Below are 21,248 nucleotides of genomic sequence, written 5' to 3' on the forward strand. Positions count from 1 at the left end.
TTCTCAATTATGCATTTGCTTTGTCTTGACGGCGTTGCATTAAATAATCTTTTAAAGGAAATAACAGTACTAAAATTGAAATTATAAATATGCTCAATGTTAGCGGGCGATCCCATAAAAAGCTTAATGAACCATCGGAAATCATCATTGAACGACGGAAGTTTCGCTCAATCATATCTCCTAATATAAAACCTAATAATAATGGTGCCATAGGAAACGACAGTAATCGCAATATTAGCGCAACCACTGCAAATCCTACCATCATAAATAAGTCGAAGGTATTGAAGGACACTAAGTAAACACCAATTAAGCTAAAGAACAAAATCATCACAGTAAGTACTGACTTAGGCATTGCTAACACTTTTGCAAAGTAAGGGATAAGCGGAAGATTTAAAATAAGCAGCACAATGTTACCAAAGTACATACTTACAATAACCGCCCAAAATACACTTGGGTTTTCTTGCATAAGCATTGGACCTGGCTGAATACCGTAAGCAATTAAAGCGCCTAGCATAATTGCAGTTGTTCCTGAGCCCGGAATACCAAGCGTTAACAGCGGTACAAACGATCCTGTACACGCGGCATTATTTGCTGATTCTGGGGCAGCTAAGCCACGTAATGAGCCTTTACCAAATTTTTCTTTTAAACCTTTTGGCGCTAAATTTCGCTCTGTTGCATAAGCCATAAAGCTCGCAATAGTTGCACCTGCACCCGGTAGCACTCCCACTATAAAACCTAAAATAGACGAGCGACCAATTACTGGTGCTATTTCTTTAACCTCGGCTTTACTTAACTTGGTTGAACCTATTTGCGGAGTGTCGGAATCATTAATATTTTTAGCATCTTTTTTCTCTGGCTTTACAACATTTACAAGTGCCTCGGCTAATGCAAACGTTGCCATAGCAACTAATAAAAAGCTTATTCCGTCGAGTAAATCAGGTTGTCCAAAGGTAAATCGGTCAGTACCTGATGACGGATCGATTCCAACCGTTGCTAGCATTAAGCCAAACACGGTCATCATCATTGCTTTTAAAAATTGCCCTTTATTTGAAAATGCGGCGATAGCTGTTAAGCCTAAAAACATCAGTACTACATAATCAGGGGATTGAAAACTCAATGACACCTTTGCTAATAAAGGCGCAGCAACCATTAATAATATGGCGCCAATTGTTCCGCCTATAAAGGAGGAATAAGCAGCAATTGCCAATGCTTTACCTGCATGACCTTGTTTTGCCAGCGGATAGCCATCAAAGGAAGAAGCCACAGTGCCTGCAACCCCTGGTGCATTAATTAAAATAGACGACGTAGAGCCACCAAAAATTGCTCCATAATAAACACCCGCCATTAAAATCATGCCCGAGTCGGCGCCAATGCTATAAGTAATAGGGATCATTAAGGCAATTGCGGTAATTGGCCCCAATCCTGGTAACATGCCTATAAAGGTGCCAACAAGGCAACCCGCAATAACATACATTAAATTATTAAAGTCGAGCACGGTCGACAAACCAAGCATAATTCCATCAAACATAACTTAACTCCAAAAATCGCCCGGAACCAAGTAAATACCTAATACTTGAGTCATCAAAAACCAAAACACCACTGCAACCGGGATCGATGCAAATAGCAAAATTCCCTTACGTCTTTCGCCCATCACAAAAAAACCGGCAAGCAAAAATGCACTAGTCGAAATTAAAAAACCAATTGGCTCAAGTGCAGCGCTATAAATCACCATTAATATTAATAAACCAAAAGTGCGCAGCATGTGTGATTTTTCAAGAACATCACCTGCATTCGTTTTTTCTCTTGGTTTAAGCAATGTTGAACCAATAGACAGTAAGCACACCACAATACCAAACCCAGCATATACTTTAGGAAGAGTCGCTGAGGTAACTGTTTCGTATTCTTCAAACGGTAATAGTGGAATTTGCCATGCAACCACGGCATATAAAGTAAATAGTGCCAAGAATAAACTTGGCCCTAGTAATTCGCGATTCATCATTTTAAACCTCGATTAACGTGCTGCACGGATAAAACCAAGCTCTTCCATAACCACTTTAAGTTGTGCTTCCTGCGCTTCTAGTGACTTAATAAATTCATCTTTTTCTTGAAACAGATTTAGCCAACCATTACGAGCTCTCACAGCCTCCCACTCAGGAGTACTTTGCAACTCACGAAGCTTTTTTGTGTACTGTGCTAACTTTTCAGCGGGTAAATTAGGCGCAGCAAAAAGACCACGCCAATTTACAAATTCCATATCGTAACCAAGCGACTTAAGCGTAGGGATTTCTGGGTAATCAGGTAAAGGTTTACCAGATGTAACCGCTAAAATGCGTGCTTGACCACCGTTAGCTACTTCAAGCGCTTCACTTAAACCTGTTGAAAGTAAATTCACTTCGCCTGAAAGCAACCCTGCTTTCGCTTTTCCACCTGCATCGTAAGGAATATAACGCAAGCGTCGACCATCTATACCCGCCGCTTTAACAGCTTGAGCCGCCACTAAGTGATCCATACTGCCGCGAGCAGAACCGCCCGCCACTTTTATCGAACTTGGATCTTCTTTTATTGATTTAATAACATCCTCCCAAGTTTTAAATGGAGAATCGTTACGTACAACAAATGCGCCGTAATCTGCAACCATGCTGGCTACAGGGGTTAAATCACGGTAGCTATAAGGAATTCGCCCGCTTAAAGCACGCAATACAATAGGCGTTGAATTAACCATTAAAATATCGCCCTTTTTTGTACCCGACTCGATTAAGTATGCAATAGCGCGACCGCCACCACCGCCAGACATATTTTGAAAAGATGCGTTACCTTCAATACCCGACTTAACTAAACCTTCACCTATACCTCGGGCTGTTGTATCCCAACCACCACCAGGACCGCCTGGAATTAAAAAGTGAGTGTCGGCTATTGCCAATGGACTGCTAAGCACTAACGATGCTGCAATTATGGTCGTTTTTACCGATTTAAATGACTTAAATAATTTCATTGTGTATCCTTAAAATAAATACTGCATACGTGCACTAAAGCCCATGCCAGAGTCTTCATCGCCAACAAGTGCTGGAGTGCCGGCACCTTCTACATCGCTGTAAATTAGATTGCCCATAAATTTAATATCACTACTTACGTAATAAGATGTACCTAATGTATAAGTTGTTGCTTTTGTGCCTTGTAAGCTACTTGTAGCGTCTACTTCTGAAGCACGTGCCACCAACTCCCATGCATCTTTAATATTTTTAGGTTGTACAAATAATGCAGAGCTCGCTTTGTATTGGCGCTGCTCGCCCCCTAAAAAGTAACTTGCCGATACATGAAAACCATCAAAGCGCTCGCCATCTAAAAAATCAGTACTATTAGCGGCATCAAGTGAGCGGCTTGCATATTCAGCCTCAAGTGTTAAAGAGTTCGCCTGATAGGCAAACTCAAAACCGGTTTGAGATAAGCTATCAAGTGGGCTTGTTACACCACCGGCGGCATAATCAACAAGGCGGGTATTGGCTTCGCGCACTTCACCACGCGCAAAACGTGCTCCTAATTCATTGCCTCCCATGTCGCGATATGAATGCCACACGCCTAAATGAATTACATCGCCAGGTGATGCACTCGACCATGTAGCACGCCCAGTAATAGCAAGAGTAAGCTTGTCGTTTTCATCACTACCTGTTGCACCAAATGCATCATTTTTATAAACGCCTATCGCGTAACGAAAGCCAGAGTCTTTAAAATATTGATAAGCAGAAGCGCCCCAACGAAAAAATGGAGAGAAAGTATTGGCTAGCGAGCTACGCTCAATCGTATTAATGTGCTTTGAACTGGTTAATGCATTTAGCGATATATCTTCACGAATTTTACCTGCTTTAACTTTAAGTCCGTTATCAAAAGCATAACGAACACGCGCCATCACTATTTCAGCAGTGCCTTCAGCAAATTCGAGTAATAACTTGTGATCCCAATTTCCGTGCTCACTTTCAACGTAAGTACGAATACGACGAGGAAAAAAATCGCTGCCGCCAGAGCCCTCGTTATCGGCGTTGTAAGCACCGTCAAAATAGTTGTAGTCGAGCTGAACCCGTCCACCAAACTCTAAATTAAAACCGCTGGTAGTTTTTAATGCACTTACTTCTTTTTGTAGCGCATCCAATTGATCTTGTAGTTTTTGCGTATCGTTATTGGCTAAAACGGATGTGCTTGCTAATGCAGCAGCAACTGCCAAAGCGAGTTGTGTGTTACTTGCTTTCATTATTTTCTCCACGCTTGTGTGTATATTTATTGTCAGGTAGATAAGCGACGACAAACTGCTATCTAACGCGCAGCTTATTGTTAACGGGAAATTAACGAAATATTTAGAAGGTAAGGTGCATTGATGATCGTTATGTGCTTTTTGCTCATAAAGTTCATGAACAAAAAGAGCAAAAACAGTTGCTGTTATATTTTGATTTATAAATACTTTTAAGGGTTTTAATGATTACCGTACGAATAAACAGATAGGATTTTTGCAGATCTAACGAAACCAGTAATAAAGTAGGTTTAACTAATTATGGTTTGGAAATACCACTAAAAAATTATTTCAAGAACATTTTAGGGGAAGCTAAGCGTTTCGCAATTACATAGCAGTTCATTTATATACTATTAATTAACTACTCACGTACGGGCCTGTTAACATCTCATTGTCAAAAAAGTCTAAATTTGGTACATTCTTTCCTCGATAGTATTTATAAAAACAACTATAAGACCCTACAATGAAATGGAACTTTCTTCGACTCAGCTTTTGGCTACTTGCACTTACCTTATTAATTTTCTCTCATAATATTTTTGCGCAGCAATATAAAATAGATAAACCAGCTAATTGGGTTAATACACATATTATTGAGCAACCCAAGCATTCCGACATAACCAAAGTGCGTGACGGTACACTTTATTTGTTACTCGATAACCAAACTTATATTCCAAATAAACAAAAGCAACAACGCTATACCCGCCTAGTTATGAAAGCTTTAAATCAAAGTGGTGTTGATTATATAAGCCAGCTTAATCTTGATTTTGATCCAAGTTACGAGTCGCTAACATTAAACAGCTTAACAATTATTAGAAATAGCGAGCGCATTGATAAGCTTGGTAGCGCGAGAATGACGGTTATACAAGGTGAATCTGAATTAGCAGATCGTATTTATAACGGTAGCCTGTCACTCAATATTATTATTGATGATATGCGCAGTGGCGACATACTTGATTACAGCTACACCGTTACAGGCAGCAACCCTATATATGCTAATAAATTTAGTACAAGACGCACGCTGAACTGGTCGGTACCCGTAGTGCAACAAAATATGCGTGTACTTTGGGGTAAACAAACACCTCTACATATAAATACAATAAACGGCGCAGCCGATATTCAAGAAACGCTTAATAAATATGGCAAAGATTATTCTATAACTCTTTTTGAAGAACCTTTACTGGAGCAGAATTCTCAAACCCCAACGTGGTATGACCCATATACACAAGTTTACTTTTCTGAGTTTGACGATTGGGGTCAGGTAGTTAACTGGGCATATCCACTTTATCAATCAGCCATAGAAACCCCAAATAGCATTTTGGATGTAGCTGAAAACATAAAAGCAACACACACAAAAACATCAGATAAAATTGCCGCAGCACTGCGCTTTAGCCAAGACGAAGTTCGATATTTAGGGCTTGAAATGGGCACTAACTCGCATCAACCAACGTCAGCTTCAGAAACGCTTTCGCTACGATACGGCGATTGTAAAGATAAAACGGTACTGCTTATTTCGTTATTAAAAGCGATGGGTATAGAGGCTTTCCCTGCGCTGGTCGATACTGAAGAAACCAAACGTTTAATAGAACTACCGGCTACTGCAAGTGTGTTTAATCACGTAATTGTTACGCTTAAGCAAGACGGAAAGCGCTACTGGCTCGATCCTACGGTGAACTACCAACGAGGTACACTTGAATATTTAGCACAACCTGATTATGGCTATGCCCTAATTATTGATAAAGGTGAAACTGCTTTAACCTCTATGGCACAAAAGCCTGTACATACAAATGTATCTGTAGAAGATAACTTTTTTATTGCAGAAAAAGTATCTGAGCCATCACGTTTTGAAACCCAATACACTTATGCCGGATTTGAAGCAATTAACCGAAGAATTAATATAGCCAGCAGTGGTCTAAATAGCGTTGCTAAGTCTTACTTTGAGTATTACCAAGGATTTTTAAATGGTTTATCAATAAATGAAACAATGGCAATTAGTGAGCAAGAGCAAACGGGTAAACTAATAACCAAAGAATCGTATTTAATTGATGAATTTTGGGAAAAAACAGATGAAGGCTACGAAGCTAGTTTTTATGCAAGTGAAATACAAAACAGTGTTTACGAACCAAAACAAGTAAACAGAACTGACCCGCTTTACTTCAGCTATCCCAATATAATTAACACCACAATAAAACTACATTTTACAGAAAAAGATTGGGGATTTGATAGCGAAAAAGAAGAAATTGATAACGACTACTTTAATTTAAAAACAGCCACTGAATTTAATAATAACGTTTTAACACTGACCTATAGCTATTACGCAAAACAAGATCATATAAAAGCCACTCAAATAGATGATTATTTAGCACAGCGTAAAAAGTTAATATCAGCAACTCATTACCCTATTCTAAAATATGCAAAGGCGAGCGAAACGCCTCAAACAACAGCTGATGTGTTAGATAGCTTCGGTTATAGCTGGCTTAAATATGTGTTGGCTGGTTATATTTTAGTACTCATATTCTTTTTCGCCGATTGGCGATTAGAGTCAGCAAAAAAAGTGAAATTTGAAGATAGTCCATTTTATGCCGTATCTGTAAGTAAGTTTATTATTTACAGTATTTTGAGTTTAGGCATATTTGTTAACTACTGGAGTTATCGTAACTTTAAAGCCATTAAAGAACGCGATAACTCAAGTATTATGCCTATTGCTCGAGGTATATTTGCATTTTTATGGTATTACCCTTTGTATCTCGCACTTGCAGAGCACAGCCAACAACAGCTAAACAAAAATAAAGTAATGCCTAACTGGACTGCCTTAACACTCTGGCTAATGGTACTTGCCAGCGCCTTTGCTTATCGAATGGACGAATACGCAACCATAGTGATTTGTATAATGCCATTTTTATGGTTGCCTCTAGTTAGTTACATTGAGCAAACCGATACAAGTAAAGAAGCCTTACATTACAACTCGTACTGGCGAATTAGACAGTATTTAATCTCGCTTGCGTTTGCACCTCTATTATTTTTGGGCGTACTTCAAGAAGTAAATATTTTACCCAATGCTGCAATTATCAAAGGCGATAGTTTATGGCCTTACCAAGTACACTTTTTAAAACGTAATCGCCTAACACCTGAAAACGAAGAAATACTTTATTTTTATAGCGATGCAGTATTTGATTACCGAGAAGACGGTAACGGAATAACCGAAAACTATATTTTTAGTTACTACAAAAACGATGACGGTAAGCTTGAATCGGATCTTAGTCACTTTAAAGATATAGAAAAAATAGAAGCCTCGTACGGTAAAACCAAGCTTGATAACACAAGTATAAAAGTAATAAAAACTGACGGTAGTGACTTCTTACTCATTGTAGGGCGTCTAAACAAGCAGGATAAAGTACTAGTGGAGCAGATTAATTTACGTATAACAGCAAATAAAGTGCGTTAGTGGCTTAAAATATCCAATTAGTACGAATATTTTTAGCCACTAATTAAAGGCTGTTAATCTTTGAGGGCTAAGATTTTACAAGAGACTATTTGATTTTATATCAAAGCAGTCGCTGTCTTGGAAGGCGATAAAATCATTCCTAGCTTGAATTTATTTTAACTTTGAAAGATCAATGCTTTTATACTAAAAATCCATATCAAATTATTTAATAAGTATTAAAAACCTATTCTTAATTGTTTAACCAAGATAAGCATTTTTATGAAATGGCAGTGCTAACTAGCCGATTTATATATGAATAAAAAACAAGCTCCACAATAATAAGAATTATTTGCATTTAGGTGTTGACAGACAGTTAGATCTAACTGATAATCAATATCAACAAGACGGATTGCATACCACTTGTTAAGGAATGAATTGATTTGTTTCTCGACCCTGAAACAACGTGTGGCGCACGTAAACAGCTATGGTTACTTGTTATGAACGCAACGCCCCTTGATGTTGATGATGAGTAACCGCCCTACTATTTTACTTGCTACATTGCTCATATCGGTGACGGTAGATATGAAACTAAAAAAGCCCTTACGGGCTTTTTTTATGTCTGTAATTTAGTTGGTTAAATTAAACTAATTAACGACGATTTTTACGTGCTCGTGCCCGGCGTTGAAGCTTTTCTTCTTCTTTAGCTGCTTTTTTAGCTTCTGCAGCGGCGCGTAAACCAGCAACCATTACTTCTTCTTCCTCACGCATTTGCGGAGTTTCCATCGTAATACGGCCAATAATACCATCGCGCAATTCGTTGATTAGTATTTCAGACATTTTGTATGTGTCTATTTGATTACCACCACGGATACAGCCGCGTTTTTTACCCGCCATTTCAACAAATTCCCAATCACTTTCAGGCAGTTCGGCAATTTTATAACGCGCTTTTAAAAGCTCAGGGTAAGCACGCAATAAGTACTCAGCGGTGTAACTTGCTACTTCTTCATACTCAAGCGCAGTATCACGAATAGCACCGGTAGCGCCTAAGCGATAACCTGAGTTTTCGTTTTCTACTTTTGGCCACAACATACCTGGCGTATCGTAAAGCATAATACCGTCTTCAAGCTTAATGCGTTGTTGCGCTTTAGTAACAGCAGGCTCATTACCTGTTTTTGCAACTATACGTCCAGCCAATACATTAATTAACGTAGATTTACCCACGTTAGGAATACCCATTATCATGGCTTTAATTTGCTTATCGGCGCCCACTTTATGCGGCACTAGCTTTTTACAAAGCTCATTAATACGGTGTACTTCAGCTGCTTTATCATGTCCAAAAGAAATCGCTTTAACACCGTTTTCTTGCTCAAAATAATCTTTCCAAATTTGAGTCATTTTAGGATCAGCTAAATCAGCCTTATTTAAAATTTTGATGACTGGCTTGCCTTCACGCAAGGTTGCCACCATCGGGTTTTCACTACTGTAGGGAATGCGCGCATCAAGCACTTCAATGATCACATCCATTTGTGGCATTATTTCTTTAATTTCATTGCGGGCTTTATTCATATGCCCAGGGAACCACTGGATAGCCATTTTTAACTCCTAACGTATAATTAACCGCTATTTTAACTGGCAATTCATTTAATTGCGCTATACTGACGCAAATTTTTTCAGATTAGTTGTTATGGCTCTTAAATCCACCATTATGAAAGTGCAGTTATCGCTTAGCGATATGGACCGCCACGTTTATCAAGATTTTAATTTAACCTTGGCTCAACACCCATCAGAGACCGATCAACGGTTGATGATTCGCTTACTCGCTTTTGCTCTAAATAGCTGTGATGGTTTAGAATTTACTAAAGGATTAAGCGCTGATGATGAGCCTGAACTTTGGCATGTTAGCTATAGTGAAGAGATAGAGCTGTGGGTTGAGCTTGGCTTACCAGATGAAAAACGCCTTAAAAAAGCCTGTAATAAATCTAAAAAAGTAGTGCTATATACTTATGGTGAAAACAATCAAGCAATTTGGTGGCAAAAACATCAACCTAAATTGTATGAATTTAAAAATCTAAGTATTTTTAGCCTTGATTATGCAGCAACACAAGCACTTGCTGCTTTAGTTGATCGTGGAATTAAGCTCGCCATTACCATTCAAGATGGTGAAGTATGGGTAAATACCGATACAACCAATATTGAAATAAAACCGCTACAGTTAATGTAATTACGGTAGTTATACCAATTGCATTAAATTAGTTATCTATTATAGCGACAAATAAATAAGTCGATAACAAGGCGAAAATTATGACATATAGTTGTTCTATATAAATAATTTTTAACGCAGGTAGCGGATTATTTAATACGCTAGAATGATCATGTTTTTAATAAAATTGGTATTAGGGAGCATATGAAAGTTAAACACGTTATTGTTTTACATGGCTTGTATATGTCTGGCTTTGTTATGCGCCCACTTTGTTCACGGCTTGAAGAATCGGGGATGACAGTATTAAACATTACCTATAATACGCTCGACCCTCACCGCGATACCATATTTGCACAAATTGATGAGTGTATTTCTAACGAGCCTGCAGCGCTTGTATGCCACTCTATGGGAGGGCTGATTGCACGTGCTTACCTAGAGGCAAACTCCCCTGCTAGCCAGAATGTTACGAAGGTAATTACGCTTGGTACTCCACACAAAGGCAGCCATATTGCGCAAAAGATGAAACAAAAAGGGTTTGAATCATTTTTAAAAAATAGTGTTGAATTTTTACTCACTAAAAATGGTAATTGGCCTTTTAAAGCTAAGCTTTACAGTATTGCAGGCGATTTACCTATTGGGCTTATGCCCTTAATAGTTAAAGGTAGCCAGTCAGATGGCACTGTATTACTAGATGAAACCAAACTTAAAGGTATGGCCGAACATAAAGTGTTTCATTTAAGCCATACCAGTATGATTTACTCGCGCCAAGTACTCGATTACATTTTAAAGTGCTTAAACGAAAGCGATTAATCCTCAGCATTGGCTGCTATTTTATAACTAATTAAAAATACTACTGCCAATATAAGCGGAATCGGCGCCGCAATGTAGCCAAAAACATCCGAATTCGCAAAACTCGCACCTGCTAAGTGGGCTACTAACCCTAATACAAATGCGATGACTGCAAGACCTACCACTATTAACTCTGCTTTATTTTGTTTCGCTGTTTTTGCATGCATGTTATCTCTCCTAATTATTTCGACACACTTATTATGCGCCGTTAGGGTGGATGATTTTTGACCTGCATCAATAAAAAAATAGCTAAATTATCGCCTTGAATAAAGTTTGTTTTAGATCATAATTTATACTTATTTAGAGTTTATTTACTTTTAAGGGGTGGTATTTTTATTAATCAGACCCATTTCTATTAATAGTTAGAGGTGCGTATTGATATCAAAAGCAGTTAATAGGTTAAAGCTATTAACTAGATATATTTAAACGATTTTACTAAACAATAAAAATCCGCGATACTTATCACAAGTTCACAAACAAACGGTTATTCAGGAGCAAGTTATGTCACATGTAAACGCAATTGGTCTAAACAGTGCAAAAAGCGAAGACATCATAAAGTCACTCAATACATTATTGAGTAGCTACCAGATTCAATACATGAACGCGCGTGGCTTTCACTGGAATATTAAAGGCCGTAACTTTTTTGAACTACACGTTAAATTTGAAGAAATTTATAACTTACTACTTCTAAAAGTAGACGAAGTTGCAGAACGTATTTTAACGTTAGATGGTGCGCCTCTACATGCATTTTCTGATTACCTTGAAGTAAGTAAAATTAAAGAAGCTAAAGGTATTAGTGATGGCGTTACAGCCGTAGAAAACCTACTTGCTGGTTACAGCACATTAATTCACATGCAGCGTGATATTTTAAGCCAAGCTGGTGATGCAGATGATGAAGGTACTGCCTCACTAATGAGCGATTACATCTCAGAGCAAGAAAAACTGGTTTGGATGCTAAAGGCTTACTTAGACTAAACTAGCAAAAAAAAGCCCTCAATGAAGAGGGCCACAAATAGGGATAAATCGTTAAATAATCAAGCGATTCGGTTACTATATTAGCCTGCTCCCAATACTAAACAACGCCCCTGTTACCAGTGGCGTTGTTTTTGGTTTAAGTGGGTACAATGCTCATATATTGGGATAAACAATATATGAGCATTACTGCTCTCATTATTTTTTCCAATAAAAAAGCCCCTGCGATACTGGGGCTTTGTGAACGTAACTAATTAAGTAACTATATTAGTGTCGTTATTGCTGGTTAGAACTTACTTCTAAAACCGATGTAGAATGATTGGCCAATTGGGTCGTACGTACCTGCATCAGTTTCAGTACCAGTACTTGAACCACTTACACCCGATAAAATGCGCGGTGGCTCTTTATCAAATAAGTTACTTGCACCAGCGTAAAGCTCTGTTGAATCGCTGATATGGTAACTTGCTTGAACATCATGATACGTTACTGAACCAATCCCTACTCCACCTGGAGCAATACCAAAACCACTTAAGAATTGATCATCAAAGTCTGCAGCGCCAATGTAAGTTAAGCTCCAGTTAAAATCAAAGTCGTTAAGTTTATAACCAAAGTTCCAGTTAGCTTTATGCTCTGATGCACCAATTTCTCCAGCAAACTCATCTTTATCAGCGCCTGGAAGTGGAATGCTATAACCATCGATTAGGTAAGTATAAGCAAGGCGAGTTCTAAACGCACCTGGACCAATATCAGTAGAGTACGTTAGTGTTAAATCAACACCTTCTGTACCTAAACCACCACTGTTAGATACACCACTGTCGATAAATTCTAGTGAACCAGCACTATTATTACCTGATGGCGCACTACGACGAGTCACAAAGTCACAAAAGCTTGTATCGCCGCCGCCATAACATTGGTCAAGAATAAACTGACGAGGTGTAGATACTATTGCATCTGTAATTTCGATATCAAAGTAATCAAGCGTAATGTCTAGTCCTGAAATTAGGTTTTCTGGTGTAAATACTAAACCTACTGTTACAGAGTCACCAACTTCTTCTTTTAAATCTTGGTTGCCACGGTTAAAGCCACTAATACCTTGTAAGTCAGACTGGTTAAGCGTGAACTCACCATTTGTAGCGATATTAGTTGTAACACCACCATCTGTACGACAAGCATCACCAGCAGCACCACCGCCACTATTAGTAACACCTAAACATGGATCGTTTAAACCACTTGGGAACGTTTGTGAAGGCGGAGAAAATAGTTCATCGATATTTGGAGCACGCGTTGAACGAGCACGAGTAGCACGTAAACGTAAGCTATCCATTACTTCCCAATCAACACCCACATTCCAACTTTCGGTGTTACCGACTGTTGAATAATCAGATAAACGAACTGCTGCATTCATCGTTACAGTATCAAGTACTGGGATGTTTGCTTCTACATAGTACTCTGTTACGTCAAACGAGCCTTCTGTTGCTGGGATTGCATTACCTGCATTAAGACCGGCTTGCTGTAGCGCATCAAATTCACTGCGTGAAAATTCTTCGCGGTATTCAAAACCAGCAGCAATGCCTACAACACCCGCTGGTAGTTCAAATAAATCACCTGAGATATTACCACCAATGATTTCTTGCTCAACTGACGTTGAAAGAGAGCTAGGTGCACTTACAAAATCAATAGCACCTTGTGATAACGAATTAAAACCATAAATGTCTACAGGCGCACAGTTAAAGCCGCGGGCTGTCGCATCGATACAGATAGCCTCGTCAGTAATACCATCACCATCTAAATCTTGGCTATCAATAACAGCTTCTAAACCTTGACGGAAGCTTTGCACGTTGACTAAACCACCAGAAACTTGCTGCTCTTTTGTTTTACCATATACGTAGTAAGTATCGTAAAACCAACCATCTGCTATTTCACCTTGAAAACCAAGCGCTAAACGGAATGTATCACGCTCTGCTCGTGCTCCACGGTTACCAATGTCACTCAAACGTTTTGCAAAAAAGATATCACGCATACCATCACCATCGGTGTCGGTTGCTGCGTTATATATATCGTCTGGTACAAATGCATTACGTAATATTTCACCGTTTACATTAAATTCAATCGGTACTTGGCCATTTGCATAAATATCATCAGAAGCAAAAGGGAACGGCTCTAATTCAGAAACAGTTGTTGTTGCAGCGTAAGTGCCTTCATAAAAAAAGCTATGCTTGTCACTTAACTCATAGCTACCATTTGAGGCGAATAAGTAGCGCTCTGTAGGTATTGCTATTGTACGTACGCCGCTTCGGTTAAAACCATTTGCATCTACGCCATCGCCACCATTGGTACTAAATGAGTTTTGTAGGTTGTTTGCATCATTAAACGTAAATGTTTCATCCCCTGCGCTAAAACGACCTTGTGGTGGGAATGAAGATAAAAACGGGCTTACCGCATCAAATACAGAGCCTGGGTTTGCTACAGGATCATCTTCAAAGAAAATACCTGAAAATTGGTCTACTGCCGAGCGGTCACGATCACGTGAGAAAACAGCACCTTGATCAGAGTAACCAAGGTGAAACATGGCATGCCCTTTACCATCTGAGCTTGATAAGCCTGAGGTAAAGTTAAATTGGCGTGACTCATCATCACCTTCGCTCGATTCACCGTACTGACCTTCAAACTCAACACCTTCAAAGTCGTCTTTTAGTACAAAGTTAACTACACCAGCAACAGCGTCAGAGCCATAAACTGATGAAGCACCACCGGTCATAATTTCAACACGTTCGATAAATTGACTAGGAATAGTATTTAAATCGACAGCAGAGCTGCCAGGTACACCAGAAACATAACGGCGACCATTAACTAAAACCAATGTACGGTTAGAGCCTAAATTACGTAAATCAACTGTAGCAACCCCCGCACTGGCTGTATTAAAGTTTGAATTAGTACGGCTAATAGCTGGCGAACCAAATGCTGGGTTCTCTAGCAGTAAATCTTGAATATTTAATGATCCCGATGCATCAATAGCGGCACTATCTACAACTTGGATAGGCGCTGATGACATCGCCTCAGCTGAACGAATACGAGAACCTGTAACTTGTACACGTTCTATTTTAGTAATTTCGTCATCTTCTGCAGCCACACCTTGAAATGAAATGCTTGCAAGTATTGCACTGCTTAGCGCAACTGTTAACGACGATTTTTTAAATAATCGCGCGCTACCTTTGTTAGTTAATGTCATATAATTCCCCTGAATTGTTATTTTTGTAACTAAATAGTTACTTCGCGGATTACAGTAAGGGGATTTATTTAAACACTCTACGTGTATTATTTATTAGGCGTAATCTTTGGTATGAATAGCTAGTTTGATGGGATTAATTAGTACGTCACAATTATTTTATAAATATATTGTACTTTTCATAACAGTTTTTCCGCTAAGCACGGTCTTTGTTACTATATACAGCAAGAGATATAAAATAATGGTCGCTTCTTTTCATGCATTAACTTTTGTTAGTAACACTAAGTTTGCAACATTTTTAACAAAGCGCGTGCAAGAGCACCGACACTTTGAATCTCAATCTTTTATTCAGGCAAACAGATTAGATCAAATAGATACAGATCAATACAACGTACTTTTTTACGAACTAACCAATCTGGCTGATCCTATGCAAATAGTGCATTTAACAGAGCTCGCTAAAAAGCTTAAGTTAGTCATTATTGCCCAGTCGGGTCATTTTGCGAGTTTTGCTTTTGAAGTTGGCGCTGTTGATTTTTTAATAGTAGATTCTACAGCACCGCGTATTGATAAATGCTTTGATAAACTAATTCACCTTTGCCCGATTGCAAGCGCGGCTGAGCGCCAATATCAACAGAGCACACAAACCGAAAAACCATCATCACATATTGTAGTTAAAGATGTAGGTAAGGTAAGGCTAATTGATATAAAAGATATTATTTGGATTAATGGTGCGGGCAATTATGTAGAGCTGCATTTTACCCAAGGTAGTACACCGGTATTACACCGCGAAACCATGAAAAATATTGAACAGCAGCTAGAGCCAGAAGGGTTTATTCGTATTCATCGCTCGACGCTGGTAAGAAAACAAGCTATTTGCGAACTGATGCCTACCGACAGTGGCGATTATAAAGTAAGACTTAAAAACGACATGTGCTTAAACCTTTCAAGGCGCTATAAAGGGTGTTTAGAGAGTATTATAAGCCCTCTTCAGTAGCGGTTTATAATACTCATATTAATTACCAGTTCTGTTTTATATAACTATCACTTGGATGCACTAATAAATAGCTTTCGGTATCTTTATAAAAATTAACTTCTACATCGCTATTTTTCCATACCTTTTCAAACATATCTTTAGCTATGATATTAATGTTTATATAGTCAACACGTTGATAGCCACGCTCTTTTACACCCGCAAAATAGGCCTCTAACGAATCAAGACTATCTAAAGTTAACAGTTCAAACTCTTTTAAGTTAACAACCACAAACTTAATTGTATTTTTAGGATGAAAGCTCAATTCTTGAATAACACCATTAGTTAACGATGTTATACCTTCATTGTTAAAGCTCCCCTTCAACTTCAAATACATATGAGGGGGCTGTGAACAAATCTGAAATTCGCCATGTGCTCCAAACATAAATTACCTTCTATATATCAACTTCTATATATAGAGTAATACAATTTTCCGATTTTGCAGTTAATTTAACAGCGCAATAAAAAAGGCCATTTCGAGGGCTTTTTCTTCTAAGCTTTTAAAACGACCTGATGCACCGCCATGACCTGCATCCATATCCGTTTTAAAGACTAAAATGTTACTGTCTGTTTTAAGTTCACGCATTTTTGCAACCCACTTCATAGGCTCCCAATACTGTACTTGTGAGTCATGAAGACCGGTAGTAACGAGTATGTTCGGATAGTTTTGTGCGCTAATATTGTCATAAGGCGAGTAAGCTTCTATCACATCATAAAATTGAGGCTCATTTGGATTACCCCATTCATCGTATTCATTTGTTGTGAGTGGAATACTCTCATCAAGCATTGTGGTTAATACGTCTAAAAATGGTACATGACAGCCAACACCGCAATATAACTCTGGTGCCTGGTTTACAACCGCCCCCATTAATAAGCCACCAGCACTGCCGCCTGAGGCAAACACCTTATTGCTATCACAATAACCTTGATCAACAAGCGCTTTTGTCACATCAATAAAGTCACTAAAGCTATTTTGTTTATGCTCTTTTTTACCTTGCTCATACCATTCGCGGCCTAGCATTTCAGAGCCTCGGACATGCGCTATTACATAAACAAAACCACGATCGAGCAAGCTCAGTGATGAGCTTGAAAAACTAGGATCAATCGTATAACCATAGGCGCCATAGCCGTATTGAAATAACGGATTTGTACCCTCTTTTTTAAAGCTGTCTTTTCGATAAACAACAGATACAGGTACTTCAACTCCGTCGCGTGCAGTTATCATTAACCGCTCCGACTGATAGTCATCAGCATTAAAACTACCGAGTACTTTTTGCTGTTTAAGTAATGTTTTTTCGCCCGTTGCTAAATCAACATCATATAAAGAGCCCGGTGTTGTTAAGCTCGAGTAATAAATACGCGCAGTGCGAGTGTCTGGCTCTGGGTTCATTGCTATTGCTGCATAATAACAAGGATCGGCAAACTCAAGTGCCTTACGATCCCCTTGCTTATTAACAACTATAAATCGAGCTTGCCCTTGCTCGCGTTCACTTAATACTAAAAAGTCATTAAATAACTCTACACCTTCAAGCAGTACATTTTCTCTGTGAACTGTATGCTCAAGCCATTGTGTTTTATCAGCAATCGTTTCGTTTGTTGCCGTCATTAGTCTAAAGTTTTTAGCTTGCCAGTTAGTCACAATATAAAATGTGTCACCCAGCTTATCTACGTCAAACTCATGGCCATCTTCACGCGGCATTAATGCTTTAAATTCGCCAGTGGGCTTATTAGCATCCAGCACCCATGTATCGTTGGTCTCTGTCGATGCTAAATCAATAATAATTAAGCCTTCGTCGCGGCTTTTACCAAGTCCCATAAAAAAGCTGCTGTCTTGCTCTTCATAAACCATTACGTCTTGGCTTTGCTCGCTGCCAAGCTCATGCCTAAATACTTGGTATCCTAGTAGCGTTTTTAAATCTTTTTTTACATAAAAAACAGTTTTATTGTCGTTAGCCCAAACAACTTGCCCTTCTGTATTTTCAAGTACATCAGGTAGCATTTCACCGGTCGCTAAGCTTTTAAAGCGAACATTATAAATACGACGCCCTTCAGTATCTTCGGAGTAAGCCATAAGCTGCTCACATGGGCTTAGTGCGACTTCTCCTAGTTCAAAAAACTCAAATCCCTCAGCTAATATATTTACATCGAGTAAAAGCTCTTTATTATTAGCCTTTATACTCGTGCTTCTATAGTGGCGTGAGTACTCATCATCACCACGAACTTCTGAGTGATACCAGTATTTTCCGTCTTTAACGGGTACCGAGTTATCGTCTTTTACAATGCGTGCTTTTAACTCTTCAAAAAGTGTATTTTGGAGTGGCTTCATTGCAGCTAACTGTTCATCGCAATATGCATTTTCAGCATGTAAATGTGCAAGTACTTGCTCATCCTGACGATCGTCATCACGCATCCAATAGTAATTATCAGTGCGTATTTTATTATGAGTACTTAATGTATGGGCTTGCTGTTTAGCAATCGGGAAATTAGGTAATAAACTTAAAGAGTAGTCAGGACGAGACACAACAAAACCAATTAAAAAAATAATGTGATTTGCAGTTTATCATAAAAATAAAAAAGCCCATCCAATAGTTGGATGGGCTAAAACGGTAAACGCTTCATTATTAAAACCGCTATACCTTTGGGAAGATAATTCACTAACAACCTTATATTTGCTGCCAAGCCATAGCCCAACTTTGTCCAACACCGGGCTCGAACATAAACTTTTTATCGTCACTCGCGCGGCAAAACTCATTAAATGGCCAAGGCCTACATTGATAAACATGCCCTGTTTTTGGCTGCAATACCTTTGTACCCGCATTATAGTTTTCACAATTTTCAGGGTACACGTAATCATAAGAATCAAGGTTATTAACAACACGCTCGTCGCATTTTGCAATACAATGAAAATCGACATGCGCTTTACATATACCACTGCTTTGCAATGCAAAAATTTCATTATTTCTATAGGCTACAATTAAGCCTTGCTCGGTCATTTTACCTGCGCTAACCAGAGGAACATGCACGTTAATATGCTCGGCAACTAAGCGTGGCCATGCGTGAGGTTCACCTTGCTCAAGCGAGGTGATTTTGTAATCAAATGATAAACTAACTAGCTCTCCTTGCATGTCGTAAAAGGTTACACTCACCACATCGCCAATAAACAATTGGGTATGATGATTTAAGCAACCTATTGTTGACCACTTTCCACAGGCCAACGACGTATGCATAAACACGGCAACACCTTAAGAGTTACAAAATCTTATCCATACACTATGGATACACAAAAAATACACTGAGGGCAAGTGATACATAACAACACGTTATGCAGTAGTCCCGCTACCATAGCTTTATAAAAAGCCTTAGACCGGAAACTTTGCGCCCTAATCTTTCGATTAGTTTGCCAGCAATGCGGCGATTATAATTCGGCCCCGCATAACAATCAAACAAAAGAATGTAACCAAAAATAAAAACCAATCCTTTAAGATTGGTTTAATGTGTTTTTAACTAAATAAATAAGCTAAAGGTTCTTTCGCCCACGTAAATATCAGCAATACCAATAAAGATATAAATATTAGCCATGCAGGCCAAGACGCTTTTGTTACTTTAGCCTCAGAGTCATCTGCTTTTAACTCTTTTGAGCCTGTGATCATCGCCTTAACTAGCGGCTTACCTTTTATTCTATAAACAATAATAGCTAATACATGTAAACCAATAGCATAAAGTAAAATGTCAAAATTCAGCTCATGTAGCCAATTTGCAAAATCAATCGTATCGCTAGACACATATTGAGCAAGCGGGCCGTCAGTTAAAATGCCATCACTACTCATTAACCCGGTAATAAGCTGCGTAATTATAATTATAAAAAATACCATTACCATACAGCTGCCAGGTGCTGAATGGCCTAGCGAGTCACTTGGTGTCTTTAGTGCCTTTAAAATAGCACGAGGAGAGTGCAGCAACCCACTTAATCTCGCGGTTTTACTTCCGATAATGCCCCATATTAAACGCGTTACGATGAGTGCTAAAGTAAAGAACCCAGCAACAAAATGAAGCTCAATCATGCCCTCTTCAATACTAAAATAAAGCACCGCAATACTTACAACCAAAAACCAATGAAAGCATCTAATAAACCCATCCCACACTTTTAACGTCGTCATTGCGCCTATCCTTAAAAAAACAGTATTATCTAATTCGTTAACTACTTTAACATCATAATATTAAGGTATCCTTATGAGCCATTCTACAAGCCGTGCGAGTAAATATCATGCAACCAGTTAAAAAAGCTATTTTAAAAGGCTTTTTAGATATGCTACCACTGTGTTTAGCGGTTATTCCTTGGGGTATTTTATGTGGTTCTTTAGCGATTCAAAATGGCTTTAGTGCACTAGAAACCCAAGCAATGTCGTTATTAGTCTTTGCAGGCTCTGCACAGCTTGTTGCAATTGAACTTATAGCGGGCAACACACCATTGCTCACAATTTTATTCACAACATTTATTATTAGCTCTCGGCACTTTTTATACGGTTTAGCCGTGCGTCATAAGGTCATTGATCAGCCTATGCGTTGGCGCTTACCAGTAAGCTTTGTATTAACCGATGAGCTATTTGCATTTTCTCACCATAGAAAAGCATATAGAACAAAAACACGTTTAATATACGCATTGAGCGCTGGTTTTAGCTTTTATATTGCATGGAATATTTGGACGTTTATTGGCATTGTAGCAGGCACAATGCTGCCCGACTTAACTAATTTAGGGCTCGACTTTGCCATTGCTGCCACGTTTATAGCGTTGGTTATTCCGGGAATTAAAAACCTAGCTTCACTCGTTACGGTAGTTGTAGCAGGCATTAGCGCAACGCTTTTAAAAAGCACAGGATTTGAGTTATGGCTTGTTTGCTCAGCGCTACTGGCAATGGCAGCAGGTTACAGCACAGCAAGACTAACCACTAAAAAGGAAGTAACGCCATGATGACGACTATTTTACTCATGGCGTGCATTACATTTTTTACGCGTTATTTATTTTTGCACCGTGCTTTACCGTTTAAAGTAGGCCCTAAAATGCAGCAATTTTTAAGCTTTAGTGCACCGGCAGTGCTTACAGCAATTTGGGTGCCTATCGTGTTTTTGAATGAAGATGGCATTAACTTAAACTGGCAAAATCCTTATTTGAGCGCCGCGATAGTTGCCATTATTGTTGCCTACAAAACACATAATATTTATTACACAACGCTTGCTGGTATGGGGCTATTTCTAATTTTAAATTAGTGCGAT

The 21,248-nt window shown here is 38.7% G+C and carries 18 protein-coding genes and 1 riboswitch; of the genes, 7 read left to right on the plus strand and 11 right to left on the minus strand.

The features are described 5' to 3' along the window. Nucleotides 1-7 precede the first annotated feature (7 nt). From I6E80_RS19200 to I6E80_RS19215, 4 genes are read right to left on the minus strand one after another with little or no spacing between them, the layout of a single operon-like run. Nucleotides 8-1,528, minus strand: coding sequence for a tripartite tricarboxylate transporter permease (locus tag I6E80_RS19200; RefSeq protein WP_197186245.1), 1,521 nt, complete (start codon nt 1,526-1,528; stop codon nt 8-10). Between the two features lie 3 nt (nt 1,529-1,531). Then, complete coding sequence (locus I6E80_RS19205) at nt 1,532-1,999, minus strand: tripartite tricarboxylate transporter TctB family protein (RefSeq protein WP_197186246.1); 468 nt, start codon at nt 1,997-1,999, stop codon at nt 1,532-1,534. A gap of 12 nt (nt 2,000-2,011) precedes the next feature. After that, on the minus strand, nt 2,012-2,992 hold the full coding sequence (locus I6E80_RS19210) for a tripartite tricarboxylate transporter substrate binding protein (protein WP_024599699.1): 981 nt from the start codon (nt 2,990-2,992) through the stop codon (nt 2,012-2,014). A gap of 9 nt (nt 2,993-3,001) precedes the next feature. After that, entirely contained in the window at nt 3,002-4,243 is a 1,242-nt protein-coding gene (locus I6E80_RS19215; RefSeq protein WP_197186247.1) for an OprO/OprP family phosphate-selective porin, read from the minus strand. Nucleotides 4,244-4,742: 499 nt separating this feature from the next. Between I6E80_RS19215 and I6E80_RS19220 the strand changes: the two genes are divergently transcribed. Then, nucleotides 4,743-7,721, plus strand: coding sequence for a DUF3857 domain-containing transglutaminase family protein (locus I6E80_RS19220; protein ID WP_197186248.1), 2,979 nt, complete (start codon nt 4,743-4,745; stop codon nt 7,719-7,721). Between the two features lie 627 nt (nt 7,722-8,348). Here the strand turns inward: I6E80_RS19220 and ylqF are convergent. Beyond that, nucleotides 8,349-9,293, minus strand: coding sequence for a ribosome biogenesis GTPase YlqF (gene ylqF, locus I6E80_RS19225; RefSeq protein ID WP_024599696.1), 945 nt, complete (start codon nt 9,291-9,293; stop codon nt 8,349-8,351). Between the two features lie 91 nt (nt 9,294-9,384). Between ylqF and I6E80_RS19230 the strand changes: the two genes are divergently transcribed. Next, nucleotides 9,385-9,921 carry a YaeQ family protein gene (locus I6E80_RS19230; RefSeq protein WP_024593828.1) on the plus strand — a complete coding sequence of 179 codons (537 nt, stop codon included), beginning with the start codon at nt 9,385-9,387 and terminating at the stop codon, nt 9,919-9,921. Nucleotides 9,922-10,104: 183 nt separating this feature from the next. Continuing rightward, on the plus strand, nt 10,105-10,710 hold the full coding sequence (locus I6E80_RS19235) for an alpha/beta fold hydrolase (protein ID WP_024599695.1): 606 nt from the start codon (nt 10,105-10,107) through the stop codon (nt 10,708-10,710). On the opposite strand, the gene I6E80_RS19240 is transcribed toward I6E80_RS19235, so the two are convergent. Then, the gene (locus I6E80_RS19240) at nt 10,707-10,916 is read right to left on the minus strand and encodes a hypothetical protein (protein WP_024599694.1); all 210 of its coding nucleotides are present in this window, start codon (nt 10,914-10,916) and stop codon (nt 10,707-10,709) included. The two genes, I6E80_RS19235 and I6E80_RS19240, sit on opposite strands and share 4 nt — an antisense overlap. Nucleotides 10,917-11,250: 334 nt before the next feature. Here I6E80_RS19240 and I6E80_RS19245 point away from each other — a divergent pair, with 334 nt between their 5' ends. Next, nucleotides 11,251-11,724: a Dps family protein gene (locus tag I6E80_RS19245; protein ID WP_004334993.1), complete on the plus strand. Its 474-nt coding sequence runs from the start codon at nt 11,251-11,253 to the stop codon at nt 11,722-11,724. A gap of 283 nt (nt 11,725-12,007) precedes the next feature. On the opposite strand, the gene I6E80_RS19250 is transcribed toward I6E80_RS19245, so the two are convergent. Further along, nucleotides 12,008-14,950 carry a TonB-dependent receptor gene (locus I6E80_RS19250; protein ID WP_197186249.1) on the minus strand — a complete coding sequence of 981 codons (2,943 nt, stop codon included), beginning with the start codon at nt 14,948-14,950 and terminating at the stop codon, nt 12,008-12,010. Between the two features lie 238 nt (nt 14,951-15,188). On the opposite strand from I6E80_RS19250, the gene I6E80_RS19255 reads away from it, so the two are divergent. Next, the gene (locus I6E80_RS19255; protein ID WP_007579810.1) at nt 15,189-15,941 is read left to right on the plus strand and encodes a LytTR family DNA-binding domain-containing protein; all 753 of its coding nucleotides are present in this window, start codon (nt 15,189-15,191) and stop codon (nt 15,939-15,941) included. A gap of 22 nt (nt 15,942-15,963) precedes the next feature. Here the strand turns inward: I6E80_RS19255 and I6E80_RS19260 are convergent, their stop codons facing one another. From I6E80_RS19260 to I6E80_RS19275, 4 genes are all read right to left on the minus strand, one after another. Continuing rightward, complete coding sequence (locus I6E80_RS19260; RefSeq protein ID WP_024599692.1) at nt 15,964-16,362, minus strand: hypothetical protein; 399 nt, start codon at nt 16,360-16,362, stop codon at nt 15,964-15,966. Between the two features lie 60 nt (nt 16,363-16,422). After that, nucleotides 16,423-18,498, minus strand: coding sequence for a S9 family peptidase (locus I6E80_RS19265; protein WP_197186250.1), 2,076 nt, complete (start codon nt 18,496-18,498; stop codon nt 16,423-16,425). A 142-nt stretch (nt 18,499-18,640) separates the two neighbouring features. Beyond that, complete coding sequence (locus tag I6E80_RS19270) at nt 18,641-19,204, minus strand: hypothetical protein (protein ID WP_024599690.1); 564 nt, start codon at nt 19,202-19,204, stop codon at nt 18,641-18,643. A gap of 96 nt (nt 19,205-19,300) precedes the next feature. Continuing rightward, nucleotides 19,301-19,389, minus strand: a riboswitch (cyclic di-GMP riboswitch). Nucleotides 19,390-19,477: 88 nt separating this feature from the next. Beyond that, the gene (locus I6E80_RS19275; RefSeq protein ID WP_024599689.1) at nt 19,478-20,134 is read right to left on the minus strand and encodes a cytochrome b/b6 domain-containing protein; all 657 of its coding nucleotides are present in this window, start codon (nt 20,132-20,134) and stop codon (nt 19,478-19,480) included. 107 nt (nt 20,135-20,241) lie between these two features. Between I6E80_RS19275 and I6E80_RS19280 the strand changes: the two genes are divergently transcribed. Both I6E80_RS19280 and I6E80_RS19285 read left to right on the plus strand, forming a co-directional pair. Next, nucleotides 20,242-20,946 carry an AzlC family ABC transporter permease gene (locus I6E80_RS19280; protein WP_197186251.1) on the plus strand — a complete coding sequence of 235 codons (705 nt, stop codon included), beginning with the start codon at nt 20,242-20,244 and terminating at the stop codon, nt 20,944-20,946. Continuing rightward, nucleotides 20,943-21,242: an AzlD domain-containing protein gene (locus I6E80_RS19285; protein WP_004335020.1), complete on the plus strand. Its 300-nt coding sequence runs from the start codon at nt 20,943-20,945 to the stop codon at nt 21,240-21,242. Before I6E80_RS19280 ends, I6E80_RS19285 begins: the two co-directional genes overlap by 4 nt. The last annotated feature ends 6 nt before the right edge of the window (nt 21,243-21,248 follow it).

The organism is Pseudoalteromonas sp. NSLLW218 (genome assembly GCF_015864775.1).
GTDB lineage: Bacteria > Pseudomonadota > Gammaproteobacteria > Enterobacterales > Alteromonadaceae > Pseudoalteromonas.

Excerpts from the sequence above, each read along its gene's own strand:
- I6E80_RS19220 (WP_197186248.1), top strand. The coding sequence starts at position 4,743 with ATGAAATGGAACTTTCTTCGACTCAGCTTTTGGCTACTTGCACTTACC.
- I6E80_RS19260 (WP_024599692.1), bottom strand. The coding sequence starts at position 16,362 with ATGTTTGGAGCACATGGCGAATTTCAGATTTGTTCACAGCCCCCTCAT.
- ylqF (WP_024599696.1), bottom strand. The coding sequence starts at position 9,293 with ATGGCTATCCAGTGGTTCCCTGGGCATATGAATAAAGCCCGCAATGAA.
- I6E80_RS19215 (WP_197186247.1), bottom strand. The coding sequence starts at position 4,243 with ATGAAAGCAAGTAACACACAACTCGCTTTGGCAGTTGCTGCTGCATTA.
- I6E80_RS19230 (WP_024593828.1), top strand. The coding sequence starts at position 9,385 with ATGGCTCTTAAATCCACCATTATGAAAGTGCAGTTATCGCTTAGCGAT.
- I6E80_RS19255 (WP_007579810.1), top strand. The coding sequence starts at position 15,189 with ATGGTCGCTTCTTTTCATGCATTAACTTTTGTTAGTAACACTAAGTTT.
- I6E80_RS19250 (WP_197186249.1), bottom strand. The coding sequence starts at position 14,950 with ATGACATTAACTAACAAAGGTAGCGCGCGATTATTTAAAAAATCGTCG.
- I6E80_RS19200 (WP_197186245.1), bottom strand. The coding sequence starts at position 1,528 with ATGTTTGATGGAATTATGCTTGGTTTGTCGACCGTGCTCGACTTTAAT.
- I6E80_RS19205 (WP_197186246.1), bottom strand. The coding sequence starts at position 1,999 with ATGATGAATCGCGAATTACTAGGGCCAAGTTTATTCTTGGCACTATTT.
- I6E80_RS19235 (WP_024599695.1), top strand. The coding sequence starts at position 10,105 with ATGAAAGTTAAACACGTTATTGTTTTACATGGCTTGTATATGTCTGGC.
- I6E80_RS19280 (WP_197186251.1), top strand. The coding sequence starts at position 20,242 with ATGCAACCAGTTAAAAAAGCTATTTTAAAAGGCTTTTTAGATATGCTA.
- I6E80_RS19285 (WP_004335020.1), top strand. The coding sequence starts at position 20,943 with ATGATGACGACTATTTTACTCATGGCGTGCATTACATTTTTTACGCGT.
- I6E80_RS19275 (WP_024599689.1), bottom strand. The coding sequence starts at position 20,134 with ATGACGACGTTAAAAGTGTGGGATGGGTTTATTAGATGCTTTCATTGG.
- I6E80_RS19240 (WP_024599694.1), bottom strand. The coding sequence starts at position 10,916 with ATGCATGCAAAAACAGCGAAACAAAATAAAGCAGAGTTAATAGTGGTA.
- I6E80_RS19245 (WP_004334993.1), top strand. The coding sequence starts at position 11,251 with ATGTCACATGTAAACGCAATTGGTCTAAACAGTGCAAAAAGCGAAGAC.
- I6E80_RS19270 (WP_024599690.1), bottom strand. The coding sequence starts at position 19,204 with ATGCATACGTCGTTGGCCTGTGGAAAGTGGTCAACAATAGGTTGCTTA.
- I6E80_RS19210 (WP_024599699.1), bottom strand. The coding sequence starts at position 2,992 with ATGAAATTATTTAAGTCATTTAAATCGGTAAAAACGACCATAATTGCA.